Origin of the sequence: Streptomyces sp. NPDC093591 (genome assembly GCF_044764885.1) — a bacterium.
GTDB lineage: Bacteria > Actinomycetota > Actinomycetes > Streptomycetales > Streptomycetaceae > Streptomyces.
The window spans coordinates 588,879-615,052 of sequence record NZ_JBIWIY010000002.1 but is presented as its reverse complement, the minus strand read 5'-3'; the positions used below and the strand labels follow the sequence as shown (position 1 = coordinate 615,052).

Annotated in this window: 22 protein-coding genes, 1 other RNA gene and 1 pseudogene; 16 read left to right on the top strand and 8 right to left on the bottom strand. The window is 69.7% G+C overall.

Translation table 11 applies throughout. The annotated features are described in order from the left end of the window. Positions 1-111 precede the first annotated feature (111 nt). The 3 genes from ACIREI_RS06060 to ACIREI_RS06050 are packed head-to-tail and all read left to right on the top strand — an operon-like array spanning position 112 to position 3,033. On the top strand, positions 112-1,605 hold the full coding sequence (locus tag ACIREI_RS06060) for an MFS transporter (protein ID WP_403327805.1): 1,494 nt from the start codon (positions 112-114) through the stop codon (positions 1,603-1,605). A 52-nt stretch (positions 1,606-1,657) separates the two neighbouring features. After that, positions 1,658-2,197, top strand: coding sequence for a SigE family RNA polymerase sigma factor (locus tag ACIREI_RS06055; RefSeq protein WP_403327803.1), 540 nt, complete (start codon positions 1,658-1,660; stop codon positions 2,195-2,197). After that, a complete protein-coding gene (locus ACIREI_RS06050; RefSeq protein WP_403327801.1) occupies positions 2,197-3,033 on the top strand; it encodes a hypothetical protein in 837 nt (278 codons plus the stop codon). Before ACIREI_RS06055 ends, ACIREI_RS06050 begins: the two co-directional genes overlap by 1 nt. Before the next feature lie 36 nt (positions 3,034-3,069). Here ACIREI_RS06050 and ACIREI_RS06045 read toward each other — a convergent pair whose 3' ends face one another. Next, positions 3,070-3,711: a response regulator gene (locus tag ACIREI_RS06045; protein WP_403327799.1), complete on the bottom strand. Its 642-nt coding sequence runs from the start codon at positions 3,709-3,711 to the stop codon at positions 3,070-3,072. A gap of 970 nt (positions 3,712-4,681) precedes the next feature. Here ACIREI_RS06045 and ACIREI_RS06040 point away from each other — a divergent pair. The 3 genes from ACIREI_RS06040 to ACIREI_RS06030 all read left to right on the top strand — a co-directional run bounded on the left by ACIREI_RS06040 (position 4,682) and on the right by ACIREI_RS06030 (position 7,774). Beyond that, positions 4,682-5,542 (top strand): MaoC/PaaZ C-terminal domain-containing protein, encoded by an 861-nt coding sequence (locus tag ACIREI_RS06040; protein WP_403327797.1) that lies wholly within the window; start codon positions 4,682-4,684, stop codon positions 5,540-5,542. A 191-nt stretch (positions 5,543-5,733) separates the two neighbouring features. Continuing rightward, positions 5,734-6,810 carry a Zn-dependent alcohol dehydrogenase gene (locus tag ACIREI_RS06035; RefSeq protein ID WP_403327795.1) on the top strand — a complete coding sequence of 359 codons (1,077 nt, stop codon included), beginning with the start codon at positions 5,734-5,736 and terminating at the stop codon, positions 6,808-6,810. 25 nt (positions 6,811-6,835) lie between these two features. Then, positions 6,836-7,774 carry a 3-oxoacyl-ACP reductase gene (locus ACIREI_RS06030; RefSeq protein WP_403327793.1) on the top strand — a complete coding sequence of 313 codons (939 nt, stop codon included), beginning with the start codon at positions 6,836-6,838 and terminating at the stop codon, positions 7,772-7,774. A gap of 351 nt (positions 7,775-8,125) precedes the next feature. On the opposite strand, the gene ACIREI_RS06025 is transcribed toward ACIREI_RS06030, so the two are convergent. Further along, a complete protein-coding gene (locus ACIREI_RS06025) occupies positions 8,126-9,334 on the bottom strand; it encodes a hypothetical protein (protein WP_403327792.1) in 1,209 nt (402 codons plus the stop codon). 256 nt (positions 9,335-9,590) lie between these two features. Between ACIREI_RS06025 and ACIREI_RS06020 the strand changes: the two genes are divergently transcribed. The 3 genes from ACIREI_RS06020 to ACIREI_RS06010 are packed head-to-tail and all read left to right on the top strand — an operon-like array spanning position 9,591 to position 12,562. After that, a complete protein-coding gene (locus ACIREI_RS06020) occupies positions 9,591-10,445 on the top strand; it encodes a Nif3-like dinuclear metal center hexameric protein (protein ID WP_403327791.1) in 855 nt (284 codons plus the stop codon). Beyond that, positions 10,442-11,185 (top strand): zinc ribbon domain-containing protein, encoded by a 744-nt coding sequence (locus ACIREI_RS06015; RefSeq protein ID WP_403328059.1) that lies wholly within the window; start codon positions 10,442-10,444, stop codon positions 11,183-11,185. The genes ACIREI_RS06020 and ACIREI_RS06015 overlap by 4 nt, the downstream gene beginning before the upstream one ends. Positions 11,186-11,236: 51 nt before the next feature. Next, positions 11,237-12,562, top strand: a complete 1,326-nt coding sequence (locus ACIREI_RS06010) for a bifunctional RNase H/acid phosphatase (RefSeq protein WP_403327789.1) — start codon at positions 11,237-11,239, stop codon at positions 12,560-12,562. On the opposite strand, the gene eda is transcribed toward ACIREI_RS06010, so the two are convergent. Next, positions 12,545-13,219: a bifunctional 4-hydroxy-2-oxoglutarate aldolase/2-dehydro-3-deoxy-phosphogluconate aldolase gene (gene eda / locus ACIREI_RS06005; RefSeq protein ID WP_403327787.1), complete on the bottom strand. Its 675-nt coding sequence runs from the start codon at positions 13,217-13,219 to the stop codon at positions 12,545-12,547. The genes ACIREI_RS06010 and eda overlap by 18 nt on opposite strands. Before the next feature lie 162 nt (positions 13,220-13,381). Next, positions 13,382-14,164 (bottom strand): peroxide stress protein YaaA, encoded by a 783-nt coding sequence (gene yaaA / locus ACIREI_RS06000; RefSeq protein ID WP_403327785.1) that lies wholly within the window; start codon positions 14,162-14,164, stop codon positions 13,382-13,384. 73 nt (positions 14,165-14,237) lie between these two features. Here yaaA and ACIREI_RS05995 point away from each other — a divergent pair, with 73 nt between their 5' ends. Beyond that, on the top strand, positions 14,238-15,686 hold the full coding sequence (locus ACIREI_RS05995; RefSeq protein ID WP_403327783.1) for an RNB domain-containing ribonuclease: 1,449 nt from the start codon (positions 14,238-14,240) through the stop codon (positions 15,684-15,686). A gap of 15 nt (positions 15,687-15,701) precedes the next feature. Here the strand turns inward: ACIREI_RS05995 and ACIREI_RS05990 are convergent, their stop codons facing one another. Together ACIREI_RS05990 and ACIREI_RS05985 are read right to left on the bottom strand one after the other, a co-directional pair. Next, the gene (locus ACIREI_RS05990) at positions 15,702-16,349 is read right to left on the bottom strand and encodes a hypothetical protein (protein WP_403327781.1); all 648 of its coding nucleotides are present in this window, start codon (positions 16,347-16,349) and stop codon (positions 15,702-15,704) included. Further along, complete coding sequence (locus ACIREI_RS05985; RefSeq protein ID WP_403327779.1) at positions 16,346-17,113, bottom strand: MerR family transcriptional regulator; 768 nt, start codon at positions 17,111-17,113, stop codon at positions 16,346-16,348. Before ACIREI_RS05985 ends, ACIREI_RS05990 begins: the two co-directional genes overlap by 4 nt. A 163-nt stretch (positions 17,114-17,276) precedes the next feature. On the opposite strand from ACIREI_RS05985, the gene ACIREI_RS05980 reads away from it, so the two are divergent. The 4 genes from ACIREI_RS05980 to ACIREI_RS05965 all read left to right on the top strand — a co-directional run bounded on the left by ACIREI_RS05980 (position 17,277) and on the right by ACIREI_RS05965 (position 22,008). Further along, positions 17,277-17,855: a Uma2 family endonuclease gene (locus ACIREI_RS05980; RefSeq protein WP_403327777.1), complete on the top strand. Its 579-nt coding sequence runs from the start codon at positions 17,277-17,279 to the stop codon at positions 17,853-17,855. A gap of 108 nt (positions 17,856-17,963) precedes the next feature. Then, positions 17,964-18,377: RNase P RNA component class A (rnpB, locus tag ACIREI_RS05975), an RNA gene on the top strand. A 1,992-nt stretch (positions 18,378-20,369) separates the two neighbouring features. Beyond that, the gene (locus tag ACIREI_RS05970; protein ID WP_403327775.1) at positions 20,370-21,164 is read left to right on the top strand and encodes a transposase; all 795 of its coding nucleotides are present in this window, start codon (positions 20,370-20,372) and stop codon (positions 21,162-21,164) included. A gap of 151 nt (positions 21,165-21,315) precedes the next feature. After that, positions 21,316-22,008 carry a transposase family protein gene (locus ACIREI_RS05965; RefSeq protein WP_403327773.1) on the top strand — a complete coding sequence of 231 codons (693 nt, stop codon included), beginning with the start codon at positions 21,316-21,318 and terminating at the stop codon, positions 22,006-22,008. A gap of 132 nt (positions 22,009-22,140) precedes the next feature. On the opposite strand, the gene ACIREI_RS05960 is transcribed toward ACIREI_RS05965, so the two are convergent. Then, positions 22,141-22,449 carry a hypothetical protein gene (locus tag ACIREI_RS05960; RefSeq protein WP_403327771.1) on the bottom strand — a complete coding sequence of 103 codons (309 nt, stop codon included), beginning with the start codon at positions 22,447-22,449 and terminating at the stop codon, positions 22,141-22,143. Between the two features lie 1,639 nt (positions 22,450-24,088). Here ACIREI_RS05960 and ACIREI_RS05955 point away from each other — a divergent pair. Both ACIREI_RS05955 and ACIREI_RS05950 read left to right on the top strand, forming a co-directional pair. After that, positions 24,089-24,628, top strand: a complete 540-nt coding sequence (locus ACIREI_RS05955; protein ID WP_403327769.1) for a hypothetical protein — start codon at positions 24,089-24,091, stop codon at positions 24,626-24,628. A 145-nt stretch (positions 24,629-24,773) separates the two neighbouring features. Next, the gene (locus ACIREI_RS05950) at positions 24,774-25,679 is read left to right on the top strand and encodes a transposase family protein (protein WP_403327767.1); all 906 of its coding nucleotides are present in this window, start codon (positions 24,774-24,776) and stop codon (positions 25,677-25,679) included. A gap of 114 nt (positions 25,680-25,793) precedes the next feature. On the opposite strand, the pseudogene ACIREI_RS05945 reads toward ACIREI_RS05950, so the two are convergent. After that, positions 25,794-26,165: pseudogene (locus tag ACIREI_RS05945) on the bottom strand (transposase family protein); the annotation flags it as partial. Positions 26,166-26,174 lie beyond the last annotated feature (9 nt).

Genomic DNA, 26,174 nt, shown 5'->3' with positions numbered 1-26,174 from the left:
TGACCTTCTCTTGAGAAACGGACCTAGGCCTCCCTCGTGAGCGGGCCTAAGCCGACGAGCGGAGCGGCCTGGTCCGAATTCCCGATGCCAGGAACGTCGGTCGTTGAGAGCATGACAGTCATGCTCGGAGCCGCTGACGCCACCACCCGCATATCCCGCCGTCCCGCGCCGCCCACCTGGCTGGTGGTGGCGCTCGCGTGCGCCGGGCAGTTCCTGGTCGTGCTCGACGTGTCCGTCGTGAACGTGGCGCTGCCTTCGATGCGGGCCGATCTGGGGCTGAGCGCCCAGGGCCTGCAATGGGTGGTGAACGCCTACGCGATCGCCTTCGCGGGGTTCATGCTGCTCGGCGGGCGGGCCGGGGACCTGTACGGCCGTAAGCGGATGTTCCTCGTCGGGCTCGGCCTGTTCACCCTGGCCTCGCTGGCCGGCGGGCTGGCCCAGCAGGACTGGCAGCTGTTGGTCGCGCGGGCGGTACAGGGGCTGGGCGCCGCGGTGCTGGCGCCTTCGACGCTGACGATCGTGACGGCGGCCGTGCCGGAGGGGGCGGCGCGGGCGCGGGCGATCGGGACCTGGACCGCCGTGGGCGCGGGGGGTGGCGCGGCGGGCGGGCTCGTCGGCGGGGTGCTGGTGGACGTGCTGTCGTGGCGGTGGGTGCTGCTGATCAACGTGCCGGTGGGCGCGGTGGTGCTGGCCGGTGCCGTGTGGTGGCTCGTGGAGAGCCGGGCGGGGGACGGGCGGCGGCTGGACCTTCCGGGAGCGGTGCTGGTGACGGCGGGGCTCGCGACGCTGGCGTACGGCATCTCGCAGACGGAGGCCGAGGGCTGGACGGCGACGGCCACGTTGGCGCCGCTGCTGGCAGGCCTGGCGCTGATCGGCGCCTTCCTCGTCGTGGAGTCGCGTACGGCGGCTCCGCTGATGCCGCTCGGGCTGTTCCGGGTGCGGGCGGTGTCGTCGGCGAACGTGGCGATGTTCCTGTGCGGGTCGGCCATGTTCTGCATGTGGTTCTTCATGACGCTGTACGTGCAGAACGTGCTCGGCTACACCCCGCTGGAGGCCGGCCTCGCGCTGGTGCCGAGCTCGCTGGCCGTGCTCATCGGCTCCAAGCTCGCGCCGCGGCTCATGCCGGTGCTGGGCGCGCGCAACGTGGCGGTGCTGGGCACGGTCGTCGCGGCCGTCGGCTTCGGCTGGCAGTCGACCATGGACATGCGGGGCGCGTACGTCACCTCGATCATGGTGCCGGGGATCCTGATGATGCTCGGCGCGGGTCTGGGGGCGACCCCCCTCGCGGCGCTGGCCACGGCCGGGGCACAGCCGGGTGAGGCCGGGCTGGTGTCGGGGCTGGTCAACACCTCCCGCACGATGGGGGGTTCGCTGGGGCTCGCGGTCATGTCGACGGTCGCGGCGGCGCGTTCGGGGCTCGCGGGAGATTCGGCTCATTCGGCTCATTCAGTGCATTCAGCGCATTCAGCGCATTCGGCGGGGAGCGGGGCGGCGCAGGCGCTGACGGACGGATACGCGTTGGTGTTTCGTACGTCGGCGGTGGTGCTCGTGGCGGGGGCTCTGCTGATGCTGCTGTGGCTGCCGAGAAAAAGGTCCGCGTCCTGAGGCAACGGTCCGGGCGGCTCATGGACTCCTTTGAATATCTAGGGAGGTGCCCATGGGGGATCGCAAGGCGGCTCGGGACTCGGAGTTCCAGAGCTTTGTCATCGGCCGCTGGCCGCGGCTGATGCGGACGGCATTTCTCCTCACGGGGGAGCAGCACGCCGCGGAGGATCTGGTCCAGTCGACGCTCGAGCGGGTCTATGTGGCCTGGCGCAGTGTCGGCTCGGCCGACGACCCGGAGGCGTATGTACGACGCGTGATGATCAACGCGCACGCACGCAAACACCGCAGAAGGCTCAGGGAGTTCCTCGCACCGAAGGACGACTCCGGCCTGATGCGCGAGGTGGCGGACACCGGTGACCGCATCACCCAGGCCGAGGACCGCAGCGCCCTGCTGTCGGCGCTCGCCCAACTGCCGCCACGACAGCGGGAGGCGGTGGTCCTGCGGTACTGGGAGGACCTGACCGAGACACAGACGGCGGAGGCGATGGGCTGCTCCGTCGGCGCGGTGAAGAGCAACGCGGCCAAGGGGATCGCGAAACTCCGCGCCATACCGGGACTGGCCGAGATGGTGACGCAGGGAGGGCGAAGCTGATGAGCGCGGACCGGGAGACGAACCACGGCATGACCAGCCACGACATGAGCCACACGGACATCGCCCTCCTGCTGGCCGACGCCGCGGACGAGGTCGAGATCGGTATAGCCCCCTACCAGGCGGTGATCCGGGGCGGCCGCCGCCGCAGGGCCCGCCGCTGGGCGGTGGCGACGGCCACGGCGCTGGTGCTGGTGGGCTCGGCGGGCACGCTGGCGGTGGCGGGGATGCCGGGCGGGGACGGGGGCAGGGGCTCCCACGTGGCGACGCAGCCGCCGTCGGCGGAGGACCGGCATGTGTACGTGCCTCAGCGATCCACCATCGCGACCGGCAGTGACCACGGCAAGGAGTGGTGGGTCACGATCGACGTGTGGGGTGCGCCGAGGAACGCGGCGGAGGCACAGGACCAGTGGGAGGCGATGGCCACCTACGGCGGCGACCGGCCCGTGGACAGGCCCTCCGAACTGATCGGCAAGAAGGCGTTCTTCGTGGCCCGCACCTACGGCGCCGGCGCCGAGCCGCAGATCACCATGCTGGACGTGTTCACCAAGGAGGACAGCAGCATGTCCGGCAGGGACATCGAGACCGCCGCACTCCCGCTGGACCCGGACTCCGAAGGCCCCAACCGCCTGGTGATCGGCCAGGTCGGCAAGACCGCCCGGACCGTCACCTGCACCTGGCAGGACGGCACGATGACCGACGTCCGCAGGGTGCCCGCGGGTTACGACATCAACACCGACGACCAGGTGATCCGCCCGGTGGACGGCTCCCCGGTGAACTGGTTCGTGTGCCTGGCGCCGGACGACACGGTCGCCAAGGAGGCGCATGTGTCGGAGTAGGGACAGGGAGCGGAGAGGCCCGGAGTGGCGGCAGGGCTACAGCCACCCCTGCTGCCGTGCCTCCCGCAGCGCCTCCAACCCGTTGCGGGTACCGGTCTTGCCGATGGCGGAGGAGAGGTGGTCGCGGACCGCGGACTCGGACAGGTGGAGCTTGCCGGCGATGTCGGCGGCCGTCGCGCCGTCCCCCGAGGCGTTGAGGACATCGCATTCGCGGGCGGTGAGCGGGTTGGGGCCGGTGCCGAGGGCAGCCGCCGCGAGGGCCGGGTCGATCACCGTCTCGCCGGTCAGGACGCGGCGGATGGCGACCGCCAGCTCCGCCACCGGGCCGTCCTTCACCAGGAAACCGGCGGCTCCCGCCGCCATGGCCCGGCGCAGATGGCCGGGGCGGCCGTGCGTGGTCAGGATCAGCACCCGACAGTCGGGGACCTGGTCGCGCAGCTCGGCCGCGGCGTCCAGCCCGCTGAGGACAGGGAGTTCGATGTCGAGGAGGGCGACGTCCGCACGGTAGGTGAGGGCGGTGTCCACGATGGCGTCCCCGGCCGACACCTGCGCCACGACCTCGATGTCCGGCTCCATCCCGAGCAGTAAGGCGAGCGCCCCGCGTGCCATGCCCTGGTCCTCGGCGAGCAGGACCCTGATGGACTTGGCGGGCCGGTGGTCCCGGGGCGTCTCGTTCACAGGGCCAGCGTATGGGGAACGGGCCTGGTGAGAGCCGGGTGGCGCGACCCCCGGCCCCCGGGGAAACGGTTGTCGAGGGGCGCCACCCGTGGCGATCACGTCAGGTCGCGATCACGTCAGACCCACGGCGTTCGTGATGAGCAGGCTCACGGTCACGGAGGAGACGAAACCGCCCCCACCCCCGATGAGAGCTGCCGGGAGCCCGGCGCCCCCCCGCGCTCATGAGGATTCCGACGACGATGCCCGCGATGATCGACAACAGGGCAACGATGACAACGACGAAGACCCGGTGATTGCACACCGGCGACGGAGCAGACAACGACGATCCTTCCGAGTTCTGTCAGAACATCGGCATCCGGATCCCGTGGGAGCAAGCGCACACGTCACCCGGACGGCCCATGTCCATGCACTGAGGCCGTAACCGCGGAAAGCCGCTCATGGAGCGGGCCCGGGGTAACCACGCGGCGGAACCGGCGTGGCCCAAGTGGTTCATGTGCATCCCCCTGCGCGTCGTCCTGGCTCTTCGGAACCGATCACTCGGAACTCGATGAGGCGAAACCCGATGAGTCGAAACCCGTTGACTGGGCCCTGGCCAGTCTACCGCCGGGGCATACAACAAGGCGTGATCGCAAGGGAGTTGATGACCGGATAGCGGCGATCGGTGGTTCGGTCGACCGTCATGAACGGCAGGCGAAGTGGTGAAAGGGTCGGTGAAGGAACCCGTGAAGAAGGCCGTGAATGTGGCTAGAAGTCGCCACTGGGCTCACGGCCTCCGGCGACGAGGGGGCCGGATCGGGAACCGTGATCTGATGAATCGTCAGGAGTCTTCACAAGTGCGGTGCGCTCGGCTATACAGGGGGCGCCGGACTGGAACGCGTTCTAGAACGGCCCGTGACGACCTCGGTGCGGCCGACGGTGCGGACGGCCGTACCGAGGTCTCCGATCCCAAGAGCGAGCCTTCAGGAGCCCCATGCCCATCGACGCGGCCAAGGCCGTCGCAGCAGAGCCCCGGAGGGGCGAGATCGCCTGGACCTCCAAGGACGTGCAGCTCTACCACCTCGGTATCGGAGCGGGCACCCCGGCGACCGACCTCGACGAACTGCGCTACACCCTGGAGTCCCGGCTGCACGTCCTGCCGAGCTTCGCCACCGTCGCGGGCTCCGGCTCACCCGGCGTGATCAACGGCCTGTCCATGCCCGGCATCGAGGTCGACCTCGCCCGCGTCCTGCACGGCGGGCAGACGCTGACGATCCACCGGCCCATCCCGGCCGCGGGCACCGCGACCGCCACCGGCCGCATCGCCGCCGTCTACGACAAGGGCAAGGCGGCCGTGCTCGTGATGCGCACCGACGTCGCCGACGCCGACGGCCCGTTGTGGACCAACGACGCCCAGATCTTCGTCCGCGGAGAAGGAGGGTGGGGTGGTGACCGGGGCCCGTCCGCCCGCCTCGAACCCCCCGCCGGCGAGCCCACCCGGACCGTCGAACGGCCCGTCCGCGAGGACCAGGCCCTGCTGTACCGCCTGTCCGGCGACTGGAACCCGCTGCACGCCGACCCGGAGTTCGCGAAGGTCGCCGGCTTCGAGCGGCCCATCCTGCACGGGCTGTGCACGTACGGCATGACCCTCAAGGCGGTCGTCGACACGCTCCTCGGCGGGGACGTGACCCGGGTGCGCTCGTACACCACCCGGTTCGCCGGGGTCGTATACCCGGGGGAGACCCTGCGCATCCGCATGTGGCGGCAGGAGGGCGATGCCGTCCGTGTGGCCGTGAGTGCGGTCGAACGGGACGACGCGCCCGTCCTCGCGGACACCGTCGTCGCACTCACCTGATGTCGGACGCACTTGATGTCGAGCACGCCTGATGTCGGACGCACCTGATGTGGAGCACGCCTGATGTCGGACGCACCTGATGTCGAACCCACCGGATCGGACGCACCTACGTCGAACCCACCGGACGTCGGACGCATCTGACGTCGTCGAACACACCTGAGTCCAGAACGCCGTACGAGGGGAGCCGCACCATGCGAGCAGCCGTACTGCACGAGATCGGCCAGGACAAGCTCGAGGTCCTCGACGACGTCGAGGCGGTGGGCTTCGGGCCCGGCAAGGTGAGGGTCCGGGTGCGGGCGACCGGGCTGTGCCACTCGGACCTGTCCGCGATGGCGGGGGTGCTTCCGCAGCCGGGGCCGTTCGTGCCCGGTCACGAGGGCGCGGGCGAGATCGTCGAAGTCGGCGATGGCGTGAGCACCCTGAAGCCCGGCGACCGGGTCGTCGTCTGCTGGCTGCCCGCCTGCGGTGCCTGCCCCGCCTGCAAGCGCGGCCAGACCCAGCTGTGCCTGGCCGGGTTCATGAATGCCGGCACCCCCAACTTCAAGCGCCCCGCAGGTGACGTCTTCGGCTTCGCCGGCACCGGCACCTTCGCCGAGGAGGTCGTCGTCGACGCCGGCTGCGCGGTGCCGATCCCCGACGACGTGCCCTTCGACATCGGCGCCCTCATCGGCTGCGGGGTGACCACGGGCCTCGGTGCCGCCCTCAACACCGCGGACGTGGAGGCCGGTTCGTCCGTCGCCGTCATCGGTTGCGGGGGCGTCGGCATCTCCGCGATCCAGGGCGCCCGGCTCAAGGGGGCCGCCGAGATCGTCGCCGTCGACCCGGTCGCCTCGCGCCGGGAGTCCGCGCTCAGGTTCGGGGCCACCAGGGCCGTCTCGCCGGACGAGCTGGCCGACGCCAAGCAGCAGGTCACCGCCGGCGAGGGCTTCGACTACGTCTTCGAGGTCGTCGGGAAGTCCGCCACCGCCCGCACGGCCTACGAGACCACCCGGCGCGGCGGCACACTCGTCGTCGTGGGCGCCGGAGCGATGGACGACTTCCTCCAGCTCAACATGTTCGAGCTGTTCTTCGACGAGAAGCGGATCCTGCCGTCCATGTACGGCGGCGGAGACGTCCTGCGCTCCTACGAGCGGACGATCACGCTCTGGCGCGCGGGCCGCATCGACCTCGCCGGCCTGATCACCCACCGCGTGCCGCTCGCCGACATCAACGAGGCCCTGGACCAGATGCGGACGGGCACGGCGCTGCGTACGTGCATCGAGATCTGAACCCACCGCCTGCGAAGGGACGTCGATGTCACTGCCACTGGAGGGACTGTCCGCCATCGTCACCGGCGCCGGCCGCGGTCTGGGCCGGGCCGAGGCGCTCGAACTCGCCCGGCTCGGCGCGGCCGTCGTCGTCAACGACTACGGGCAGCCGGGCCGGGACGGCTCGGGCGAGGCCTCCGCCGGCCCCGCCGAGGAGGTCGCCGCCGAGATACGCGGGGCGGGCGGCAGGGCGCTCGCCCACACCGGGGACGTCGCCGACTTCCAACAGGCGGGCGCACTGGTCGGGTTGGCGATCGCCGAGTTCGGCAAGCTGGACATCCTGGTCAACAACGCGGGCATCCTGCGTGACCGCATGGTCTTCTCCATGGCGGAGGAGGAGTGGGACTCGGTGATCCGGGTCCATCTCAAGGGCCACTTCAACACCATCCGCTTCGCCGCCGCGCATTGGCGCGAGCGGTCCAAGGCGGCGGGCGGGCCGGTGTACGGGCGGGTCGTGAACACCTCCTCGGAGGCGTTCCTCGCAGGGTCCGCCGGACAGCCCAACTACGCGGCCGCGAAAGGCGGAATCGTCGGGCTCACCACCTCGACCGCCCTCGCGCTCGCCAAGTACGGCGTGACCGCGAACGCCATCTGCCCACGCGCCCGGACCCGGATGACCGAGGACGTCTTCGCGGGCCTCGGCCAGCCGGACAACGGCCTGGACCCGCTCGCCCCGGAGCATGTCGCCCCGCTCGTCGGCTACTTGGCCTCGCCGGCCGCCGCCCGCATCAACGGCCAACTGCTCGTCGTGCACGGCGGCATGGTGGCGATCGTCGAACGGCCCCGGGTCGCCGCGAAGTTCGACAGCAAGCAGGAGGCCTTCACCTACGACGAGCTGGATGCCGTACTCGGTGCGCACTACGCGGACCGGCCGCAGGGGGAGACCTTCGGCGCGGTGGAAGTGCTGGGCCTGAAAAGGACGTAGAGACGGAAACCGAAATGGAAACGGAAACGGGCACGGAAACGGCCCCGTCCCGCAAGGGGACAGGGCCGTATGCCGTTGCCGGCGCGCGGCGTCAGGCCGCCGTCTCAGTCTCCTCGACCGGCTTGCGGTGACGGCCGCGGGGAGCCGCCTCGCTGTCGTGGGCCGAGACGGGACCCCGGTGCCTGCCGTGGCCGGAGGCCTTCTGAACGTCGTGAACGTCGGCCGGCCCCGGCTGGGTCGTGCTGGCGTTACTCATCGGAAAACTCACCCCGTCAACATGATCTTTCTTACAGCCGGGCGAGTTTAACCAGACGACCACGGGCCGAATCCAGGCGGCCACACCAACCGCCACTACTTCGTTACAAGACCGCCCAACGGCGCTTGCTGCAACGGCACGGGACGCGTCGCCGCGGGGGCCTCCGGCGGTGAGGAGGGCTCTGTGGGTGCCGCGTCATGTCGTTGGCCCTCCGCGGCGCCGTCGTGGCTTGTCGCGCCTGCGCGGCGGTAGCCGCAATTCGAATCCGGACTCGCGCCCCTTTGGGGCGCTTCCCAACGCGCTACCCCACAGGGCACCGCCCTCGTCGTGTACGGCAGTTGCAGCACACCCGCCCGCGTCCACCACCCCGCCCCCGCCAACCACCCCTCGGGCGCCGGAAGATGACGTACCCGGCGCTCGGCGGGCCGCCACACACCCACCCAGCTCCCGACCGGGCCGTCGATGCGCAGCGCCACCCCGCAGCTCTCCGGCGTCAGTACCTGCCCCGGCTGGATCGCGAACGGCGTCACCGCGCAGTCGGGCACCCGCAGACACTCCGGGAAGCGCACCGGCAGGGCGCTGCCCAGCACCCCCCAGCCCAGCCGTTCCCGCCCCGGCGAGGGAGCGTCCGACCGGATCAGCAGCAGCCCGCTGTCCGGGTCGGCGAGCAGCAGCCGGTCGACGCTGTCGTCCGCGATCTGCAGCAGCGGCGAGACCTCGCCGCCCCGCTCCAGATCGACCACGACGGCCTTCGTGCGGCCCCCGGACTCCCGGTCGAGCGCCAGCATCCGCCCGCCCCGGTCCAGCCACACCCCGCCCGAGCAGCGCCCCGGGATCTCCGCGAGAAGCTCGGGCCCGAAGGCGCCCCCCGCCACCAGCCACACCGCGCTGGAGCGCCGGCCCACCGCGAGGGCGTACGCCTTGTCGCCGCCCGGCGCCGGGGGCAGCATCCGCAGCCGGGCCCCCTCCTCCGGGCACTGGACCGCGCCCAGCAGCAGCTCACCGGTGCCGGGACCGGTCGGGTAGAGCAGCGAGAAGATGTGCCGTCCGTCGGTGGGGCGGCGGATGAGGACCCGTCCGTCACCCATGGGCTGCACCTCGGTGCCGGGCTCCTCCGGCTGGTGGGCGGGCAGCGGTACGGCGTAGGGCTCGGGGCCGTCCAGGGTCCAGCGCTCCGGGAACCAGCAGTCGCCGTCCAGCGCGAGGCGGGCGGCGTAGGAACCGTCCGCCGTGATGGTGCATACCGCCCGAGGCACATCGTCGTCCTCATGCTCCGCCGCGGGCTCGATTGCACAGGCCGTCATGGTCCGGTCACCTCCAGTGACGAAGCTAGTTTTCGCACGCACAGGCGTGGCATCACCGGAGTCCCCCTTTCACACAAAGGGGTGGCCGAGGAACGATTCGCCTGAGGAAACGGGGGGATTGTGCTGAGCGGGGCCGGTCGCGGCCACGGAACGACCAGGGGTCGGCCAGAGGTCGGCCGAGGACGCGATCCGCGCAGGACACCGGCGGCTCCGGCACCGGTACAGCCGTACGGACCAGCCAGGTAGCCTTGCTCCCGTGCCCCGTCTGTCTGAAGTCATCGCCGCGCTGGAGAACCTGTGGCCCGCCGAGCGGGCCGAGTCCTGGGACGCGGTCGGCACCGTCGTGGGCGACCCCGACCAGGAGGTCTCCCGGGTCCTGTTCGCCGTCGACCCGGTCCAGGAGATCGTGGACGAGGCGGTGAAGCTGGGCGCCGACCTGCTGGTCACCCACCACCCGCTCTACCTGCGCGGTACGACGACGGTCGCGGCCTCCACCTTCAAGGGGCGGGTCGTCCACACCCTGATCAAGAACGACATCGCGCTGCACGTCGCGCACACCAACGCGGACACCGCCGACCCGGGAGTCAGCGACGCGCTGGCCGGCGCGCTCGACCTGCGGGTCGTGCGACCGCTGGTGCCCGACGCGACCGACCCGGAGGGCCGCCGGGGCCTGGGCCGTATCTGCGAGCTCGACCACCCCCTCACCCTGCGCGAACTCGCCGCCCGCGCCGCCGAACGGCTGCCCGCCACCGCACAGGGCATCCGCGTGGCCGGCGACCCCGAGGCGACGGTCCGCACGATCGCCGTCAGCGGCGGTTCCGGCGACAGCCTCTTCGACCAGGTGCGCGCCGCCGGCGTCGACGCCTTCCTCACCGCGGACCTCCGCCACCACCCGGCGTCCGAGGCCGTCGCCCACAGTCCTCTCGCGCTGCTCGACGCGGCGCACTGGGCCACCGAATGGCCCTGGTGCGAGCTGGCCGCCGCCCAGCTCGACGAGATCTCCGACCGCAACGGATGGGACCTGCGCGTCCACGTCTCGAAGACGGTCACCGACCCCTGGACCGCCCACGCGGCATCCACCACCACGGACACATCTGGAGCCCCCAACTGAACGCCGAGCCCGCCGACCAGATCCGCCTCCTCGACGTCCAGGCCCTCGACGTCCGTCTCCAGCAGCTCGCGCACAAGCGGAGGTCGCTGCCGGAGCACGCCGAGATCGAGACGCTGAGCAAGGACCACACGCAGCTGCGTGACCTGCTCGTGGCCGCGCAGACCGAGGAGAGCGACTGCGCCCGCGAGCAGACCAAGGCCGAGCAGGACGTGGACCAGGTGCGCCAGCGCGCCGCCCGCGACCAGCAGCGCCTGGACTCCGGCGCCATCACCTCCCCGAAGGACCTGGAGAACCTCCAGCACGAGATCGCCTCCCTCGCCAAGCGCCAGGGCGACCTGGAGGACATCGTCCTGGAGGTCATGGAGCGCCGTGAGTCCGCGCAGGAGCGGGTCGCCGAACTGACCGAGCGCGTCGGGTCCGTCGAGTCGAAGATCGACGACGCGACCGCCCGCCGGGGCGCCGCGTTCGAGGAGATCGACGGCGAGGTGGCGTCGGTGACGAAGGAGCGCGAGGTCATCGCGGCCGCCGTCCCGGCCGACCTTCTGGGGCTCTACGACAAGCTGCGCCAGCAGCAGGGCGGCATCGGCGCGGCCAAGCTGTACCAGCGCACCTGCCAGGGCTGCCGCCAGGAGCTCGCCATCACCGAGCTGAGCGAGATCCGCGCGGCGGCGCCGAACACGGTGGTGCGGTGCGAGAACTGCCGCCGGATTCTGGTGCGTACGGCGGAGTCGGGCCTGTAGGACTCGGTGCGTTCGGTAGTTCGGTAGTTCGGTACGTAAGGGGCGTTGCTCGTGCGGGAGTTCATCGTCGAGGCCGACGGCGGTTCACGGGGCAACCCGGGGCCGGCGGGCTACGGTGCCGTGGTCGTCGACGCGGCCACGGGCCAGACGCTGGCCGAGCGGGCCGAGTACATCGGCATCGCCACGAACAACGTCGCCGAGTACCGGGGCCTGCTCGCCGGCCTGCGTGCCGCACGTGAGCTGGATCCGACGGCCACGGTCCACGTCCGTATGGACTCCAAGCTGGTCATCGAGCAGATGTCGGGCCGCTGGAAGATCAAGCACCCCGACATGAAGCCGCTGGCGTTCGAGGCGGCGCGGATCCTGCCGGCGACGCAGGTGACGTACGAGTGGATCCCCCGGGAGCAGAACAAGCACGCGGACCGGCTGGCCAACGAGGCGATGGACGCCGGGAAGCGGGGGGAGCAGTGGTCGGCGGCGGCCTCCACGGCGGAACTGGAGGCGGCCGACGCGAGGGCTGCGCTGGCCGCGGTGACGGAGGCGGCGTCGGTGACGGAGGTGGAGGCGGTCGCGGTGACGGAGGCGGTCGCAGGGGCCGAGGGGATCGCAGGCACCGAGGAGGTCGCGGGCACCGCGGCGGAGCCTGAGCCGTCCGGTCCGTCGGCAGAGGCCGCCGCGAAGGCGGAGGCCGATGTCAGGGCCGCGCGTACCGTGGCCGCGCCCTCGTCCGGCTGGGCTCCAGCCGACATGGGGGCGCCGGCCACCTTCGTGCTGCTGCGGCACGGGGAGACGCCCCTCACCCCCCAGAAGCGGTTCTCCGGCAGCGGCGGTACGGACCCGTCCCTCTCCGACGTCGGCCGGGAGCAGGCCGAGCGCGTGGGCGCCGCCCTCGCCCGGCGCGGCACCATCCAGGCCATCGTGGCGTCGCCGCTCACCCGTACCCGGGAGACCGCGGGCATCGTCGCCGCCCGCCTCGGCCTCGACGTGACCATCGACGAGGGCCTGCGCGAGACCGACTTCGGCGCCTGGGAGGGGCTCACCTTCGGCGAGGTCCGCGACCGCTACCCCGACGACCTCAACGCCTGGCTGGCCGACCCGGAGGCCCGCCCCACCGGCGACGGCGAGAGCTTCGCGGCGACCGCCACCCGTATCGCCGCCACCCGCGACAAGCTGATCGCGGCGTACACCGGCCGCACGGTCCTCCTCGTCTCGCACGTCACCCCGATCAAGACGTTCGTACGCCTCGCCCTGGGCGCCCCGGCCGAGTCCCTGTTCCGCATGGAACTCGCGGCGGCCTCCCTCTCGGCGGTGGCGTACTACGCCGACGGCAACGCGAGCGTACGGCTCTTCAACGACACGTCACACCTGCGCGCCTGACCCCTGGGAGCCGTCGGTCCTGAGCCCCGCCGCCTCCCGCGCCAGCGCCTCGACCCGCCCCCAGTCGCGCGCGGCCACCGCGTCCGCCGGAAGCATCCAACTCCCGCCGACGCAGCCGACGTTGGGCAGGGCGAGGTAGTCGGGGGCGGTCGCGGGTCCGATCCCGCCCGTCGGGCAGAACCGAGCCTGCGGCAACGGCCCGTACAGCGACTTGAGATACGCCGTACCGCCCGCCGCCTCCGCCGGGAAGAACTTCATCTCCCGCACCCCGCGCTCCAACAGCGCCACCACCTCGGACGTGGTCGACACCCCCGGCAGACACGGCACCCCCGACGCACGCATGGCCTCCAGGAGTACGTCCGTCCAGCCGGGGCTGACCAGAAAACCGGCCCCCGCGGCGACCGACTCCCTTACCTGCTCCGGCGTGATCACCGTGCCGGCCCCGACCACCGCGTCCGGTACGGCGTCCGCGATCTCCCGGATCGCCGCCAGTCCGGCCGGCGTCCGCAACGTCACCTCGATCGCGGGCAGCCCACCCGCGACCAGCGCCCGCGCCAGCGGTACGGCGTCGGAGGCGTCTTCGACGACGACGACGGGAACCACGGGGGCGAGATCCAGCACGGAGGCAGGCAGGGGAGAGGGCAGGGGAGAGGCCATGGCCTCATCCTGCCGTCTGCTGAACAGTATGCGCAAAGGTCATTGCGCATGTTGCAATGAATGGACGGGCGGATGGATGGACGGACGGGCGATGGATGGACGGGCGATGGATGGACGGGCGATGGATGGACGGGCGATGGATGGACGGGCGGACGGTCGGGCTCAGTGAACCTCCGTCACCAGCACATCCAGCGTCCACGCCTTCCCGGCCTTGGCCGGCGCCGCCACCTCCACCTCGTACCCGAGGTCCCGCAGCGCCTCGACCAGCTCGGCCGGCCCGTCGGGAGCCGCCCCCGCCGTCAGCAGACTCCGTACGATCCGCCCCTTCGTCGCCTTGTTGAAGTGGCTGACGACCTTCCGGGTCGGCGCGTGCAGCACCCGTACCGTCGCCGTCCGCACGGCCACCTCGCCCTTCGGCTTCCACGCCGCCGCGTAGGCCGACGACCGCAGATCGAGTACCAGCCCGTCCCCGGCGGCCTCGGGCAGCACGTCCGCCATCGGCGCCCGCCAGTACGCGCCGAGCGCACCGAGGGCGGGCAGCTTCACGCCCATCGAGCAGCGGTAGGAGGGGATGCGGTCGTTGACGCGCACCGCGCCCCAGAGCCCCGAGAAGACGAGCAGCGACCGGGCCGCCCGCTTCTTCGCCGCCGCGTCCAGCGACGCCAGGTCCAGGGCGTCGTACAGCACACCGGTGTAGATCTCCCCGGCCGGCCGCGCCCCCGCCGTCCGCAGCCCGGCGTTCTTGGCGACCTCGCCACGCAGCCCCTCACTCAGCCCGAGTACGTCCCGCGCCTTGTCCTCGTCGCCGCCGCACAGCTCGACCAGCTCGCTCAGCACGGCCTCACGGGCCTCGCTCAGCCCGGGCAGGGACAACGACTCCAGCTTCAGCGGCGCACCCCGACCGGACGAGGCCTTGCCTTCGGAAGGCGGCAGCAGGACAAGCACACGTACTCCTTCAGTCGAACTCCGCCACAGGGTACGGCGTGCCGCTGGGCGGTCCTCGCCCTACGCTCGTCGTATGCCTCGCCGCCCCATCCGCGTGACCGGCGCCCCCGAGGGCCCGCTGCGGGCCGCGCTCGCCGCGCTGCGCACCAAGCTCAAGGTCCCCGCCGGCTTCCCGCCCGAGGTGCTCGCGGCCGCCGAGCAGGCCGCGAAGGCGCCGGCGCTGCCGGAGCACGACGCCACCGACGTCCCCTTCTTCACCATCGACCCGCCCGGCTCCACCGACCTGGACCAGGCGATGCACCTGTCCCGGCAGGGCACCGGCTACCGCGTGCGGTACGCCATCGCCGACGTCGCCGCCTTCGTCGTACCCGGCGGGCCGCTGGACGAGGAGGCGCACCGGCGGGTGATGACCCTGTACTTCCCCGACCTCCGCATCCCGCTGCACCCGCAGCTGCTCAGCGAGGACGCCGCGAGCCTGCTGCCCGAGCGGACCCGCCCGGCCGCGCTGTGGACCGTCGACCTCGATGCGAGCGGCCGTACGATCGCCGTCGACGTCCGCCGCGCCCTGGTGCGCAGCCGGGCCAGGCTCGACTACGCGGGCGTGCAGGCGCGGATCGACGCCGGTACGGCGGAGGAGCCGCTGGTCCTGTTGAAGACGATCGGCCTGCTGCGCGAACAGCTGGAGATCGAACGCGGCGGCATCTCACTGAGCGTCCCCGAGCAGGAGATCGTCGAACGGGACCACAGCTACGAGCTGACCTACCGCGTCCCGCTCCCGGTCGAGGGCTGGAACGAGCAGCTCTCCCTGCTCACCGGCATGGCCGCCGCCCAGCTGATGCTGGCGCACGGCACGGGCATCCTGCGCACCCAGGCACCGACCACGGCCGGCAAGCTCGACGAGCTGCGCCGTACCGCGCACGCCCTGCACATCGACTGGCCGCACCATGTCTCGTACGCGCAACTGGTGCGCTCCCTCGACCCGGCCGAGCCGCGGCACGCGGCCTTCCTCCAGGCGTGCACCGGGCTGATGAACCGCGCCGAGTACACCGTCTTCAAAGGCGGCAACCTGCCACCGCACCCCACACACGCCGCCGTCGCCGCGCCCTACGCGCACTGCACGGCCCCGCTGCGGCGCCTCGTCGACCGGTACGCCGCCGAGATCTGCCTCGCCGCCGTCGCCGGCCGGGAGCCGCCCGCCTGGGTGCTCGCCGGGCTCGAAACCGTGCGGCGGCGGATGGCCGAGAGCGGCGGGCGCGCGGGCAGCATCGAGCGCAAGTGCGTCGACCTCGTGGAGGCCGCCGTGCTCAAGGACCGGGTCGGCGAGGTCTTCGAGGGCTGCGTGGTCGAGCGGGAGCACCCCGGGCACGACGGAAAAGTGGAACCCGGCGTCGTACAACTGGCGTCCCCGGCGGTCATCGGCGACATCACGGGAACGACCGAGGACTCCCTCGGCGAGCGCCGCCCCGTCCGCCTCACCCGGGCGGACATGAAGGCCCCGACGGTGAGCTTCGCGCTCGCCTGACCGGCTGGGCGCGGCTCACGCGGGCCGATCCGGGAGCGGGGAAGGCGCGGTCCGCGCCGACGTGACGGCTGTGATCTCGCGGATCTCGCGGATCTCGCGGATCTCCCGGATTTCCCTTACGAGGTGGTCGGCGTCGTCGGCGTGGAAGCGGACGAGGTGGACGTCGCGCCGACGGCCGAGGAAGGTGAAGTGGGGGACGCTCTCGCCGAGTTGAAGCGTGACGGAGGTCTGCGAGCCCACGGCGACGTCGAGTTCCCCCTCGGCCCGCTCATGGGTGGTACGCAGCTCGCGCCGCACGCTCACGACCTTCTCCAGCGGTATGCGCAGGTCGACGTGGACGCCACGCCGGACGCGCAGGAAGCCGGAGTCGAGCACGTGTGGCCGTACGACGGAGGCGGCGTGCAGTCCGATGGTGATCACGACGGTGTACACATCGAGTGCGAGCCACACCCGGTGCACGGTGGGGAAGTCCCGCAGCAGCACCGACATGGTCACCGACTCGACCACGCACACGAAGGCGAACCCGAACATCACCGGCCCCTGCCCGCGCGCATAGCCGAAGGCGAGCCCGCCATCCGTGACGTGCCGACGCCGGGCCACCCAGAGCACGAGGCAGACCAACAGCCGCAGTTCATGCCGGACCAGCGTGCGTACGGCTGTCACGATCCCTCCTCCATGAGCGACCGCAAGGCACGGCGGATCGCCTCCGCCTGTGCCGGGGCGAAGTCGGCGTAGAAGGCGCGCAGGAAGCTGTTGTCCTGGTCGATGTCGGCCTCCGTGATCAGTTCGCGGGGGATCAGCTCGGCGAGCAGCCGGGCCGCCTCGGTCACCCGCGGGTCGTCGGGCTCGGCATCGGCGAGGGCGTCGAGCAGCGCATACGCCTCGTGCGCCCGCGCCACGGCATCCGGACTCCCCAGCGCACCGCTCCACAGGGACATCAACTGCTCCCGGACCTCCGGCGACGCCGCCGTGTCGAGCAGCGCGAGGATCTCCCGGTCCTTGGCGGCCATGGGGGAGTCGGACAGGCCGGACAGCTCGGACAGCCGCCCGGTCCGGGCGAACAACTCACTCAGCTCGGGCGAGACGGGCCCCTCCGCGGGCAACTCCTCCGCCTCCAGCAGCCCCCGAAGCCGGGCCCGCCGCTCCCGGATCGCCGCCTCCTGCCGGGCAAGATCCTCATCCAGCTCGGTGAGCACCTCGACGAGATCCTTCCCGGCATCCTCGGCGAGCACGTCCCGCACCTCCGCGAGCCCCAGCCCCAACTCGGTCAGCCGCCGGATCCGGGCAAGGACGACGGCATGCCGCAGGGTGTAATCCCGGTAGCCGTTCGGACGCCGCTCGGGCTCGGGCAGCAGCCCCTGATGGTGGTAGTGCCGCACGGTCCGCGTGGTGACGCCGACGGCGGCGGCGAGTTCTCCGATCCGCATGGGATCAGTAGAGACGTTGACGTCGCGGCAGGGTCAAGGGCCCGGCTTGCCGCCTGACGGCGGCTCTGCTGGTGTGCCACGATCGAGGGAACGGATCCCGATCTCACGGACAGGTGATCTTCCGATGTCCCAGTCTGACGGGCGACAGAAGGAGGGGCGTGACATGACTGCCATGGCCCATGAGCCGCTCACGCAGGAAGACGTCCTGCTGGAGGGCTTTCTCGCCCTGGAGACACCGGAGGGTTTCCGGGCCGAGCTGATCGAGGGGGAGATCGTTGTGACGCCGCCGCCGGACGGGGATCACGAGGACTACATCGAGCTGATCGTGAACCAGGTGTACAGACGATCCCGGACCGACATGCAGTTCTCCGGGAACAAGGGGCTGAAGCTGAAGAGCGGGGGCGGCTGCCCGAAGGATCACGTGATCCCGGACGGCACGTTCGCTCCCAGGAAGCTGCGCCTCTACCGGGGTGCCGACTCCTGGATGCCCTGCGACGGCGTCGCCATGGTCCTCGAGGTGACGTCCACCAAGCCCCAGGCCGACCGCGAGGCGAAACGCCGGTGCTATGCCCGCGGCGGCATCCCGCTCTACCTGCTCGTCGATCGTGAGGCCTCGTCGGTCACGCTGTTCAGCGATCCGGAGAAGGACGACTACCGAGAGCACTGCACGCGCCCGCTCGGCAAGCCCCTCGCCCTCCCGGAACCCTTCGCCTTCGAACTGGAGACGGCGGACTTCCTCTGAGGGGGGCGACGGCCCGGAAGGATGGGGGGCGACGGCCCCCGAATGATGGAGGCGACGGCCCGGGAGCGACCCTCGGCCCGCTCCCGGTACCATGGTCGACACGGCAGACGAGCCGGGCGGGCGGCCGCGTGGAGTACCCCCAGGGGGCTCCCCGAGGAACGTCCGGGCTCCACAGGGCAGGGTGGTGGCTAACGGCCACCCGGGGTGACCCGCGGGACAGTGCCACAGAAAGCAAACCGCCGGGGGTCCAGGCCCTCGGTAAGGGTGAAACGGTGGTGTAAGAGACCACCAGTGCCCAGGGTGACCTGGGCAGCTAGGTAAACCCCACCCGGAGCAAGGTCAAGAGGGGCCGCCTTCTCGAAAGAGGGGCGACCCTGCGCGGACGTTCGAGGGCTGCCCGCCCGAGTCCGCGGGTAGACCGCAGGAGGCCGGCGGCAACGCCGGTCCTAGATGGATGGCCGTCGCCCGGGGTTCCGTGAGGGGCCCTGGGAACAGAACCCGGCGTATAGCCCGACTCGTCTGCCGCTACCTGCGGCTTTGCCTTGGAAAGGGCCTCTGATCTGGGACGGAGGCCCTTTCCAGTCTTTCGGGGGCTTGCCGCGTTACGCGGCGGAAAGTCCCGTGGAAGTCCCTCGGACAGGCTGAAAGTCCCTGAAAAGTCCCTGGAGCGGAGGGGCGGGCGGTCCCGGCTGGCACGGGACGCGCGAGAGCCTTTGGAGGCCGTTGCCTCGACCGACAGCGAGGCGACCCACGACGTGGACCTTTGCCCGTTCCTGCTCGGCGAGATGGTCTGCTGGTACCTGACCGACTGCGATTGGCCAGTCCCCTTCCACCTTTCGGGCCTATGTTCCAGGCAGCGGACTGAGTTGGAACCGCATCGTAGCGGCGTGCGCACGCAATCCATTTCCAGGCCGCGGGCAGACACAACCGGCGGCCGATGTAGGCGTGCCCGCCCGGGGCGGCGTACGTCAGCTCTCGTAGCCTCCGGTATCCATGTCCACCATTCGGGGCTCGCCGCACGCCGATGGGCATCTTTTACCTGATCGAGGGAAAGGCAGCATGCGTGTACTCAGCACCCCTTCGGTGCCTCCGCACCAGTAGGAGAACGCCGTCCGAGTGGCGCGGCTGTGTCCTGGTTGCGGCACTTAAGGCAGGATTTCTTGCAAATAACGGACGCAGTGGCCTTCTGGAGGCCGATCCGGAGGCAGCGAAGCACGTGCACGCATATCGCGCAGGTGCAGCGTACGGACGCAATATCAGATCACGCATCGGCGCGGCACCTTGTTGCCGTCTGATCTGACTGGTGAAATGACGGCGCTGCCCCTAAATCCTGGGGCATACGCCACATCGACCGGAGGATGGATGAGCGCCGAAAGAATCGCTCCAGAACATATCGCAAGGGCTGCCGCCGAGGGCGTGGCGATCGCACTCGCCGCCCGGAACATCCCTGGTGACATCGAGTCCCGCGGACCTGTCGTAGCCGGATATTTTCCCGACGCACTCTTCGAAGTGATGCTGGAGCGAAATGCGGCCACAGGCGGATTCCAGGTGAGGAGTATCGAGCCGTACCAGCCTGGTCGGTAGCATTGGAGTCGCACGACGAAACGGACAGAAACGACGCAGAGCTTCTCTGCCCCAGCGCGCCTGCGCATCCCGAGGCGGTTCTTATCGGAGTTTTGTCCGGAACGGCGGATGAGCCGCGAATCATTCCAACCGAAATTGCGATGCCGGTGACTCCCGAGCTCATCGATATGGCCGGACCTGTAGCTCCCACCGAGGCCTTTCGGTTCGCAGCCACGTGCCGTGCCGGTGGCTGCATTCACTTTAGGAATGCAGCTTGTCAAATCGCCGCGCGCAGCACAGTGCTGTTGGATGAAGTGGTCGTCAACCTGCCCAAGTGTCCGATCCGGGCGCAGTGTCGCTGGTTTCATGAGGAGGGTGCGGATATGTGCCGGCGCTGCCCACAAATCGTGACGAAGCAGTTTGCGCCTTCTGCCGAAATGCTGCGCATTGTGAATGAGACCAATCCCCCTCCGGCGGGCTCCCTGGGTCAGTGAGCGTTTTCAGAGTGGCCACCGGTTGGGTGACGGGGTGGTCTTCCGCAACGGGCAAGGCTCCTGCGCCGTTGAGAGAGGTGTTCGACGTCTCAACTCATCAGCGCAGGAGCCTCGTTGGTTCCCTATCCTGCCTCACTCGGCCTGCCTCACACCTTGGTCGAGTGAGTCTGATTCGAAACCCCCCAACGCCGCAGTTCAGATCGGTTCCGCTAATTGGAGGGGCACTTGATAGCCGAGCATGTTGAGCTGGCTGACCAGGCGCCGCGTCTGGCGGCCCGGCCGGTTCGTTGGAGGAAGTAGTCCGCTCCGAGGTCGGCGTACTCGGCGTCGTTGGTGAGCATGTGCCAGATCGAGGTCAGGATGGTGTGGCCGAGGGCGACCAGGGCCCGCTTCTTGCCGCGGCGGATGGCGATGCGTTTGTAGCGGGACGCGAGGACGCGCCCGCGAGCCCCAGCGGTTGCAGAACCTGCTGGAGGACTGCGGGATCAAGCTCACCTCGGTGGTGTCCGACTTCCTCGGTGTCTCCGGACGCCGGATGCTTGAGGCGCTGATCGGCGGCACGCGTGATCCGAAGGTGCTGGCCGAGCTGGCCGCCCCGAACCTCAGGACCCGGCGTGAGGTCCTGGTCGAGGCGCTGACCGGCTACTTCACCGATCACCACGCGCTCTTGGCGCGGACCATGCTGGACCGGATCGACGAGGCCACCGCCATGGAACGGCGGCTCAACGCCCGGATCGAGGCACATGTCCGTTCGTTCCAGCGCCAGGTCGAACTGCTGGCCACCATCCCCAGGGTGAGCGCGCACACCGCCGAGGTGATCCTCGCCGAGATCGGTGCGGACATCACTCGCTTCCCCTCCGCAGGTCACCTCGCCTCGTGGGCGGGGCTGTGTCCGGGCAACCACGAGTCCGCGGGCAAGAGCCCTTCCGGCAGGACTCGGCCCGGTGATCCGTGGCTGAAGGGGGTGCTCGGCCAGGCCGCGATCTCGGTCTGCCGCACCAAGGCCACCTACCTCGCCGCCCGCTACCGACGCCTGGTCGGCCGCCGCGGCCGCCGCCGGGCCCTGGTCGCCCTGCAGCACTCGATCATCGTCTCAATCTGGCAGATGTTCACCCACGACAAGGAGTACGCCGACCTCGGCGGCGACTACTTCCTCGAACGCACCGGCAAGACCCGGGCAACCCGCCGCCTGGTCAGCCAGCTCAACCACCTCGGCTTCCAGGTCAGTCTCCAACCAGTGGGAGCCACATGAAGCACGCTGACCTGCATCGAGGAGGGATTTTCGTATCAGCAGCCGGAGCGTCCCGAAGGACCGGGCGGCCACTCACTCAAAGCCATCAATGGCAGGCCACCATCAGCCACACCCAGTCCTCCCGGACCACCAGCATGCTTAAGGGGTCGCGATGCTCATCGTCACCCGCGAGGGTGACCGCCGCTGCAAGCTTCCGCCCCACCAGCGTGCTCTCGTCGCCCTGGTGTACCTCCGGCGGCACGGCCCGCTCACGCAGATCGCCACCGGGTTCGGCATATCCGTCGGCACTGCCCATGCCTACGTCACCGCCGTCGTCGACCACCTCTCCCGGCGGGCACACGGCCTGCTGTGGGTCCTGCGGGAGACCGATCCCGAGTACGTCCTGCACGACGGCACGCTCGCTGAGTGCGACCGGGTCGGTGACAGCCGGGCCGATTTCTCCCACAAGCACCGCCGCCAGGGCGTGAACGTGCAGGTCGTGGCCGACCCTGCGGGCAAGCTGCTGTGGATCTCGCCCGCACTGCCCGGCCGCACCCACGACCTGACCGCGGCCCGCACCCACCGCATCATCCGGATCTGCGAACGCCAGGGCGTGCCCGTCCTCGCCGACCGCGCCTACATCCGGGCCGGCCTCTGGGTGACCACACCGATCAGACGTCTTCCACACCAGGACCTCACCGCGACCCAGCGGACGATCAACCGGGGCCTGTCAGCGGCACGAGCACCGGTCGAACGAAGCGTCGCGAGACTGAAATCCTGGCGGATCTTCCACAGAGCCCGCTGCAGCCCCAACCGCATGACCGTCATCGCCGCTGCCGTCTTCACAGTGGAGAGGCAATGCTGAAAACGCTCAGTAAAACCCATAAAGCCAGCTGGGGTAAGCCGAAGCCGCTGGCGGTCGACGTGGACTTGGCATGCCGCTTTCGACCACCGAGGGCTTCGGCTCAAATTCAATGCTATGGGTCGTCAGCTGGGACTACATGAGGACTCTTTCGCACACACACTGTTCGTCCTGGTATCCGCAGATCCACCCCCAGCTGCTGGACTCAGGCAAATCCCGGACGACTGGATCGTCCTGGTCAGTGATCCACGTCTGCTTCCTGGTGTCCCAGACATGGTCTTTCACAACGACTGACACGTTGTTCACCGCGAAGCCAAGCTCCCTAAGCGTGCCTACGGGGTTCGTGAGGAACGTCGGGAACTCCTCTTGGCTGAACTTGATGTAGCACATGGGTGGCAGATAGCCGTCACCGTTCTCTGGCTGCAGTTTTACGATCTCAGGCAATGGAACCACTCCTCCATCAAAGGCTCGGCGTCTTTCCCGCTGAACCTTCCTCGAAGGGTCGTGCGCTAACGGGTTTGCGCGAGAATTCCAGCGATCGGAGTGCAGGCCGCCCTCTGGCTCGGAGTAGGTGAGCGACCGGCCGAGCCTGGAATCCGTAGCACGTCACAGGGCCTCGTCCGGTGGCCCACCGTGGTCACCTGGGTCAGGATGAAGAGCGTACGGGCAGCACACTCGTGTGCGCGGTACCACCGCTCCGCACGACCTGGGGCTGTGGCCCGTCTTCGCTCCCACTCCGCACTTGCGGTGTACCGGGATGTACGGGTCCTGGGGATCACCCGAGTACACGAACACGGGCCTGTGCAGGATTCGTATGGTGCGGGATGGTAATTGGACCGGCTACGGTGCGACGCATCGCTGCGTGAGGCGGGTGCGGAACTGCTCGAGGGACGGGTCGTAGATTCCGCGGATGCGCGAGAGATACGGCGCGCAGGAGCTGCGCTGTGCCTTGCTGTCGACGCGACGGGCCGACGTGCCATCCTCGCACGACGCCGGGCGGTCCGCCTGCGCCAAGGCCGGTTGGTGGCCGCGCACATACTGCTGCCTCGCCGACAGGCTCCGTGCCTCGGGGAGCCGACCGGGAAACGAGAATCCTGGTCGAGGCGGTCGCTGGAGGCTGGTGATACACCACGCTGGTTCCCGGTGGCCGGACGGTGGTCTACCTGACCGATATCGACCCCTCGCCGACGCCGCTCTGCGCACGCCGAAGGGATTCGCAAGGGCCGTCGCGAGCACGCGGCACGTGCGTGGCCGACTAACCGACGCTGGCCTCTTCGATCCTCCCACCCCCAGTGGGTACCTGCCACAGAGCACGCCTGGCCCCATACTGCGACCACGGTTGCTTCGCCGCGGGAGACGCTGCGTCGCCTGCGATCCCCTCTCCTCCCAGGGCATCCTCATCGCCCTGCACTCCGGAGCACGTACCGGCCTAACAGACCTCTTTGACGGCGTCGCGGCGGCGTACACACATCACCACGAAGAGGTTTACGCGGCAGAATGCCGCTGGCCTGAGCACTCCTTCTGGCAGCGGCGACGGGGCTGCCAGAAACCCGAGTTGCCGACGTTCCACGCCTAGCGCGGCAGTACAGCATCCGAACTTGCGTCCGGAACCGGCTTCGCTTTTGGACTGCTCCACCGGTGCCTCGGACACCAGCGTGTCGCGAGCATCGACGGCGCTGGCGATCCCTGCCCCCCGGCGATGAGGTCGGCAACTGCGTAGTGCGCTGAACATCCATCAAAGCAGGGGCGTGGCGCGTTCCCCTGTGAACAGGGCCGAGCGCACCGTCCCGGCGGCGCTCGCGGTGGAGGGACTGCGTGCAACTGACAGTTGAAGCCGGAACGAGCAGGCGATTGCCGTGATCCAGGCCCCGTACGGGCTGCGTCCCATCACTCCGCCAGACGGATGGAGGCGCCCTAGCCCTAGCAACCCTCAAATGTTTCTGCAGATGCGCACGTAGCTGCAAAGGCGCAACATAACAAGTGGGAAGTCTCAGATGGCGTTGCCAGCTATCTCAGCAAGTCAGCCACAGGCGCTGGGTCTTACGCCGTCGAACAAGGCAAGTCATGCCGAAGGAGAACGACAATGCCAAACGAAGTCACCGGGCGGCCTCAGCCCACCGACGGCCCGCTTCGGCCCGAACCCAGCGGGGATTATCTGCCTTACCCGTCTCCGTGGGACAATATCCCGCGGCCCATCCCTTGGTGGCCCACCCCCTGGTGCGACAAGCTGCCGTGGATCATCCGCTCGGTCACACGCGAACTGGAACTCCTCAAGGCGGCCCCCCCAGAGGTTCAGAAGAAGCACTTCGAGGCGACGCTCAACGGGCTCAAGGAAGTCGGGGTGCTTGACGAGGGTGATGTGCAGACGCTGCTAGGTGCGTCCGCTGGCACTCGAGCAAACATCCCGCCAGCCGTCACCCCTGACGGGTCCCCCTCGCTGTGCGGCATGATCGGCGCAACTCTTGGTCCTGGCCTTGGCATTGAGAGAAGTTGGAGGGACGTTGGTGTCGCCGGTGGCGCGGCACTTGGTGCAGCCGCCGGGGCTGGAGTCGGTGGAAGCGCCGGGGCCATCGCTGGTGCAGCTCTGGGAGCGCTCGTCGCATCCTCCGTGCTGCCGAAGTGACTACCTTTCACGTATGAGGGACGGCCGTGTCATGCTGGCAGCCCCTCAACTTGTTCCTAACGACCTCGTGCACGGTTGGCCGTGGCTCGTCGCTCAGGTGGCTCGTTGAACCGTGCATGGCGGGGCTGGGGCGCGTGAGTTGATCGTGGCGGAGTACCGGGTCACTGGGCTGACGCCGGATGTCATCGCAGAACTCATCGCTGAGGTGCGGCCGTTGTGGCACGAGCAGCATCAGGCTCGGCTCACGGCTCGGCCACGGCGGCGGGCTGTAGGAGCCGGAGCGAAGCACAAGTTCGTCTTCGTCGACCGGCTGCTGGCCACCCTGGTGAGTCTGCGCCATGGCACCACTCATGACGTGCTAGCTTGCTGGTTCGGCGTGGACCGCTCCACCATCACCCGCGCCATCGGCGGGGTACGGCCCCTGCTCGCCCAGCGGGGCTGCACCGTCGCACCGGGCATCCGCCTGTGCACTCTCGCCGAGGTCATCGAGCACCTGGGTGCCGACGGCCAGACCGGGATCATCGATGGCACGGAGATCCGCGTGCGACGCCCAGCCGCAGGCCGCCAGGACCGGGACAAATTCGTATCCGGCAAGACCAAGCAGAATGCCGTGAAGTCCATGGTCCTCACGGACGCCGATGGGCGGCTGCTGTGCTGCAGCCCGGTCCGGCCGGGCAGCTGCGCCGACGTCACCCAGGCCCGACAGCTCGGACTGGTCAAGCTCCTGTCCGACGGCCCGTTCATGGAGATCCTCGCGAACGCCGGCTATCAGGGTATGGGAGCGCAGACCGGCGGACGGGTGGTCACACCACCACACCGCAAGTTCAAGAAGAACGCTCCCGCCTGGTATGAGGAGCGGCACGAACTCCAGCGCAAAGCACACTCTTCACGGCGCATCCGGGTCGAGCATGGCATCGCGCACTTGAAGAACTGGCGGGCTCTTGCCCGCCATCTTGGCCGTCGGGAGCACATGAGCGACATAGTCCAAGCCGTCGCTGGACTGCTCTCACACCAGCGGACCGCCATCCTCTCCCGCGGCTTTCCAGCCTAACCCGCTGCCAGCACCACACCCTCGACGATCCACGGCTCACCGTGCACGAGGTCGTAAAGCGAGTTGCACAAGGCCGTGATCAGGCAGCCTGAGCTGGGTTGTTGGCGTGTTTGGTCATGCGGCCAGGGCGAGGTTGTGCATGCGGGCGACGGCCTGGACCGCGTGATGGAGGCCGCTGCCGCGCTGCCGGCAGTCGCGGAGGATCTTGTAGTTTTTCATCCGGCCGATGACATGTTCCACGCGGGCGCGGACCCTGCGGTGCTCGGCGTTGTCGTCCTCCTCACCCGGGAGCAGAGCCCGTCCCGGGCGTTTGCGGTGCGGGACCGCCATCCCGCAGTTGAGGTAGGCGCCGTCGCCGAGCACGGTCACGCCCTGGCAGTGGATGCTCAGCCCGGACTTCCGCCAGGCGTGAGCGTCCGCGGTGGTGCCCGGCACCGGGCGGGCGGCTGCGATCACCAGCCGAGTGTCCGCGTCCACGATGACCTGACCTCCTAA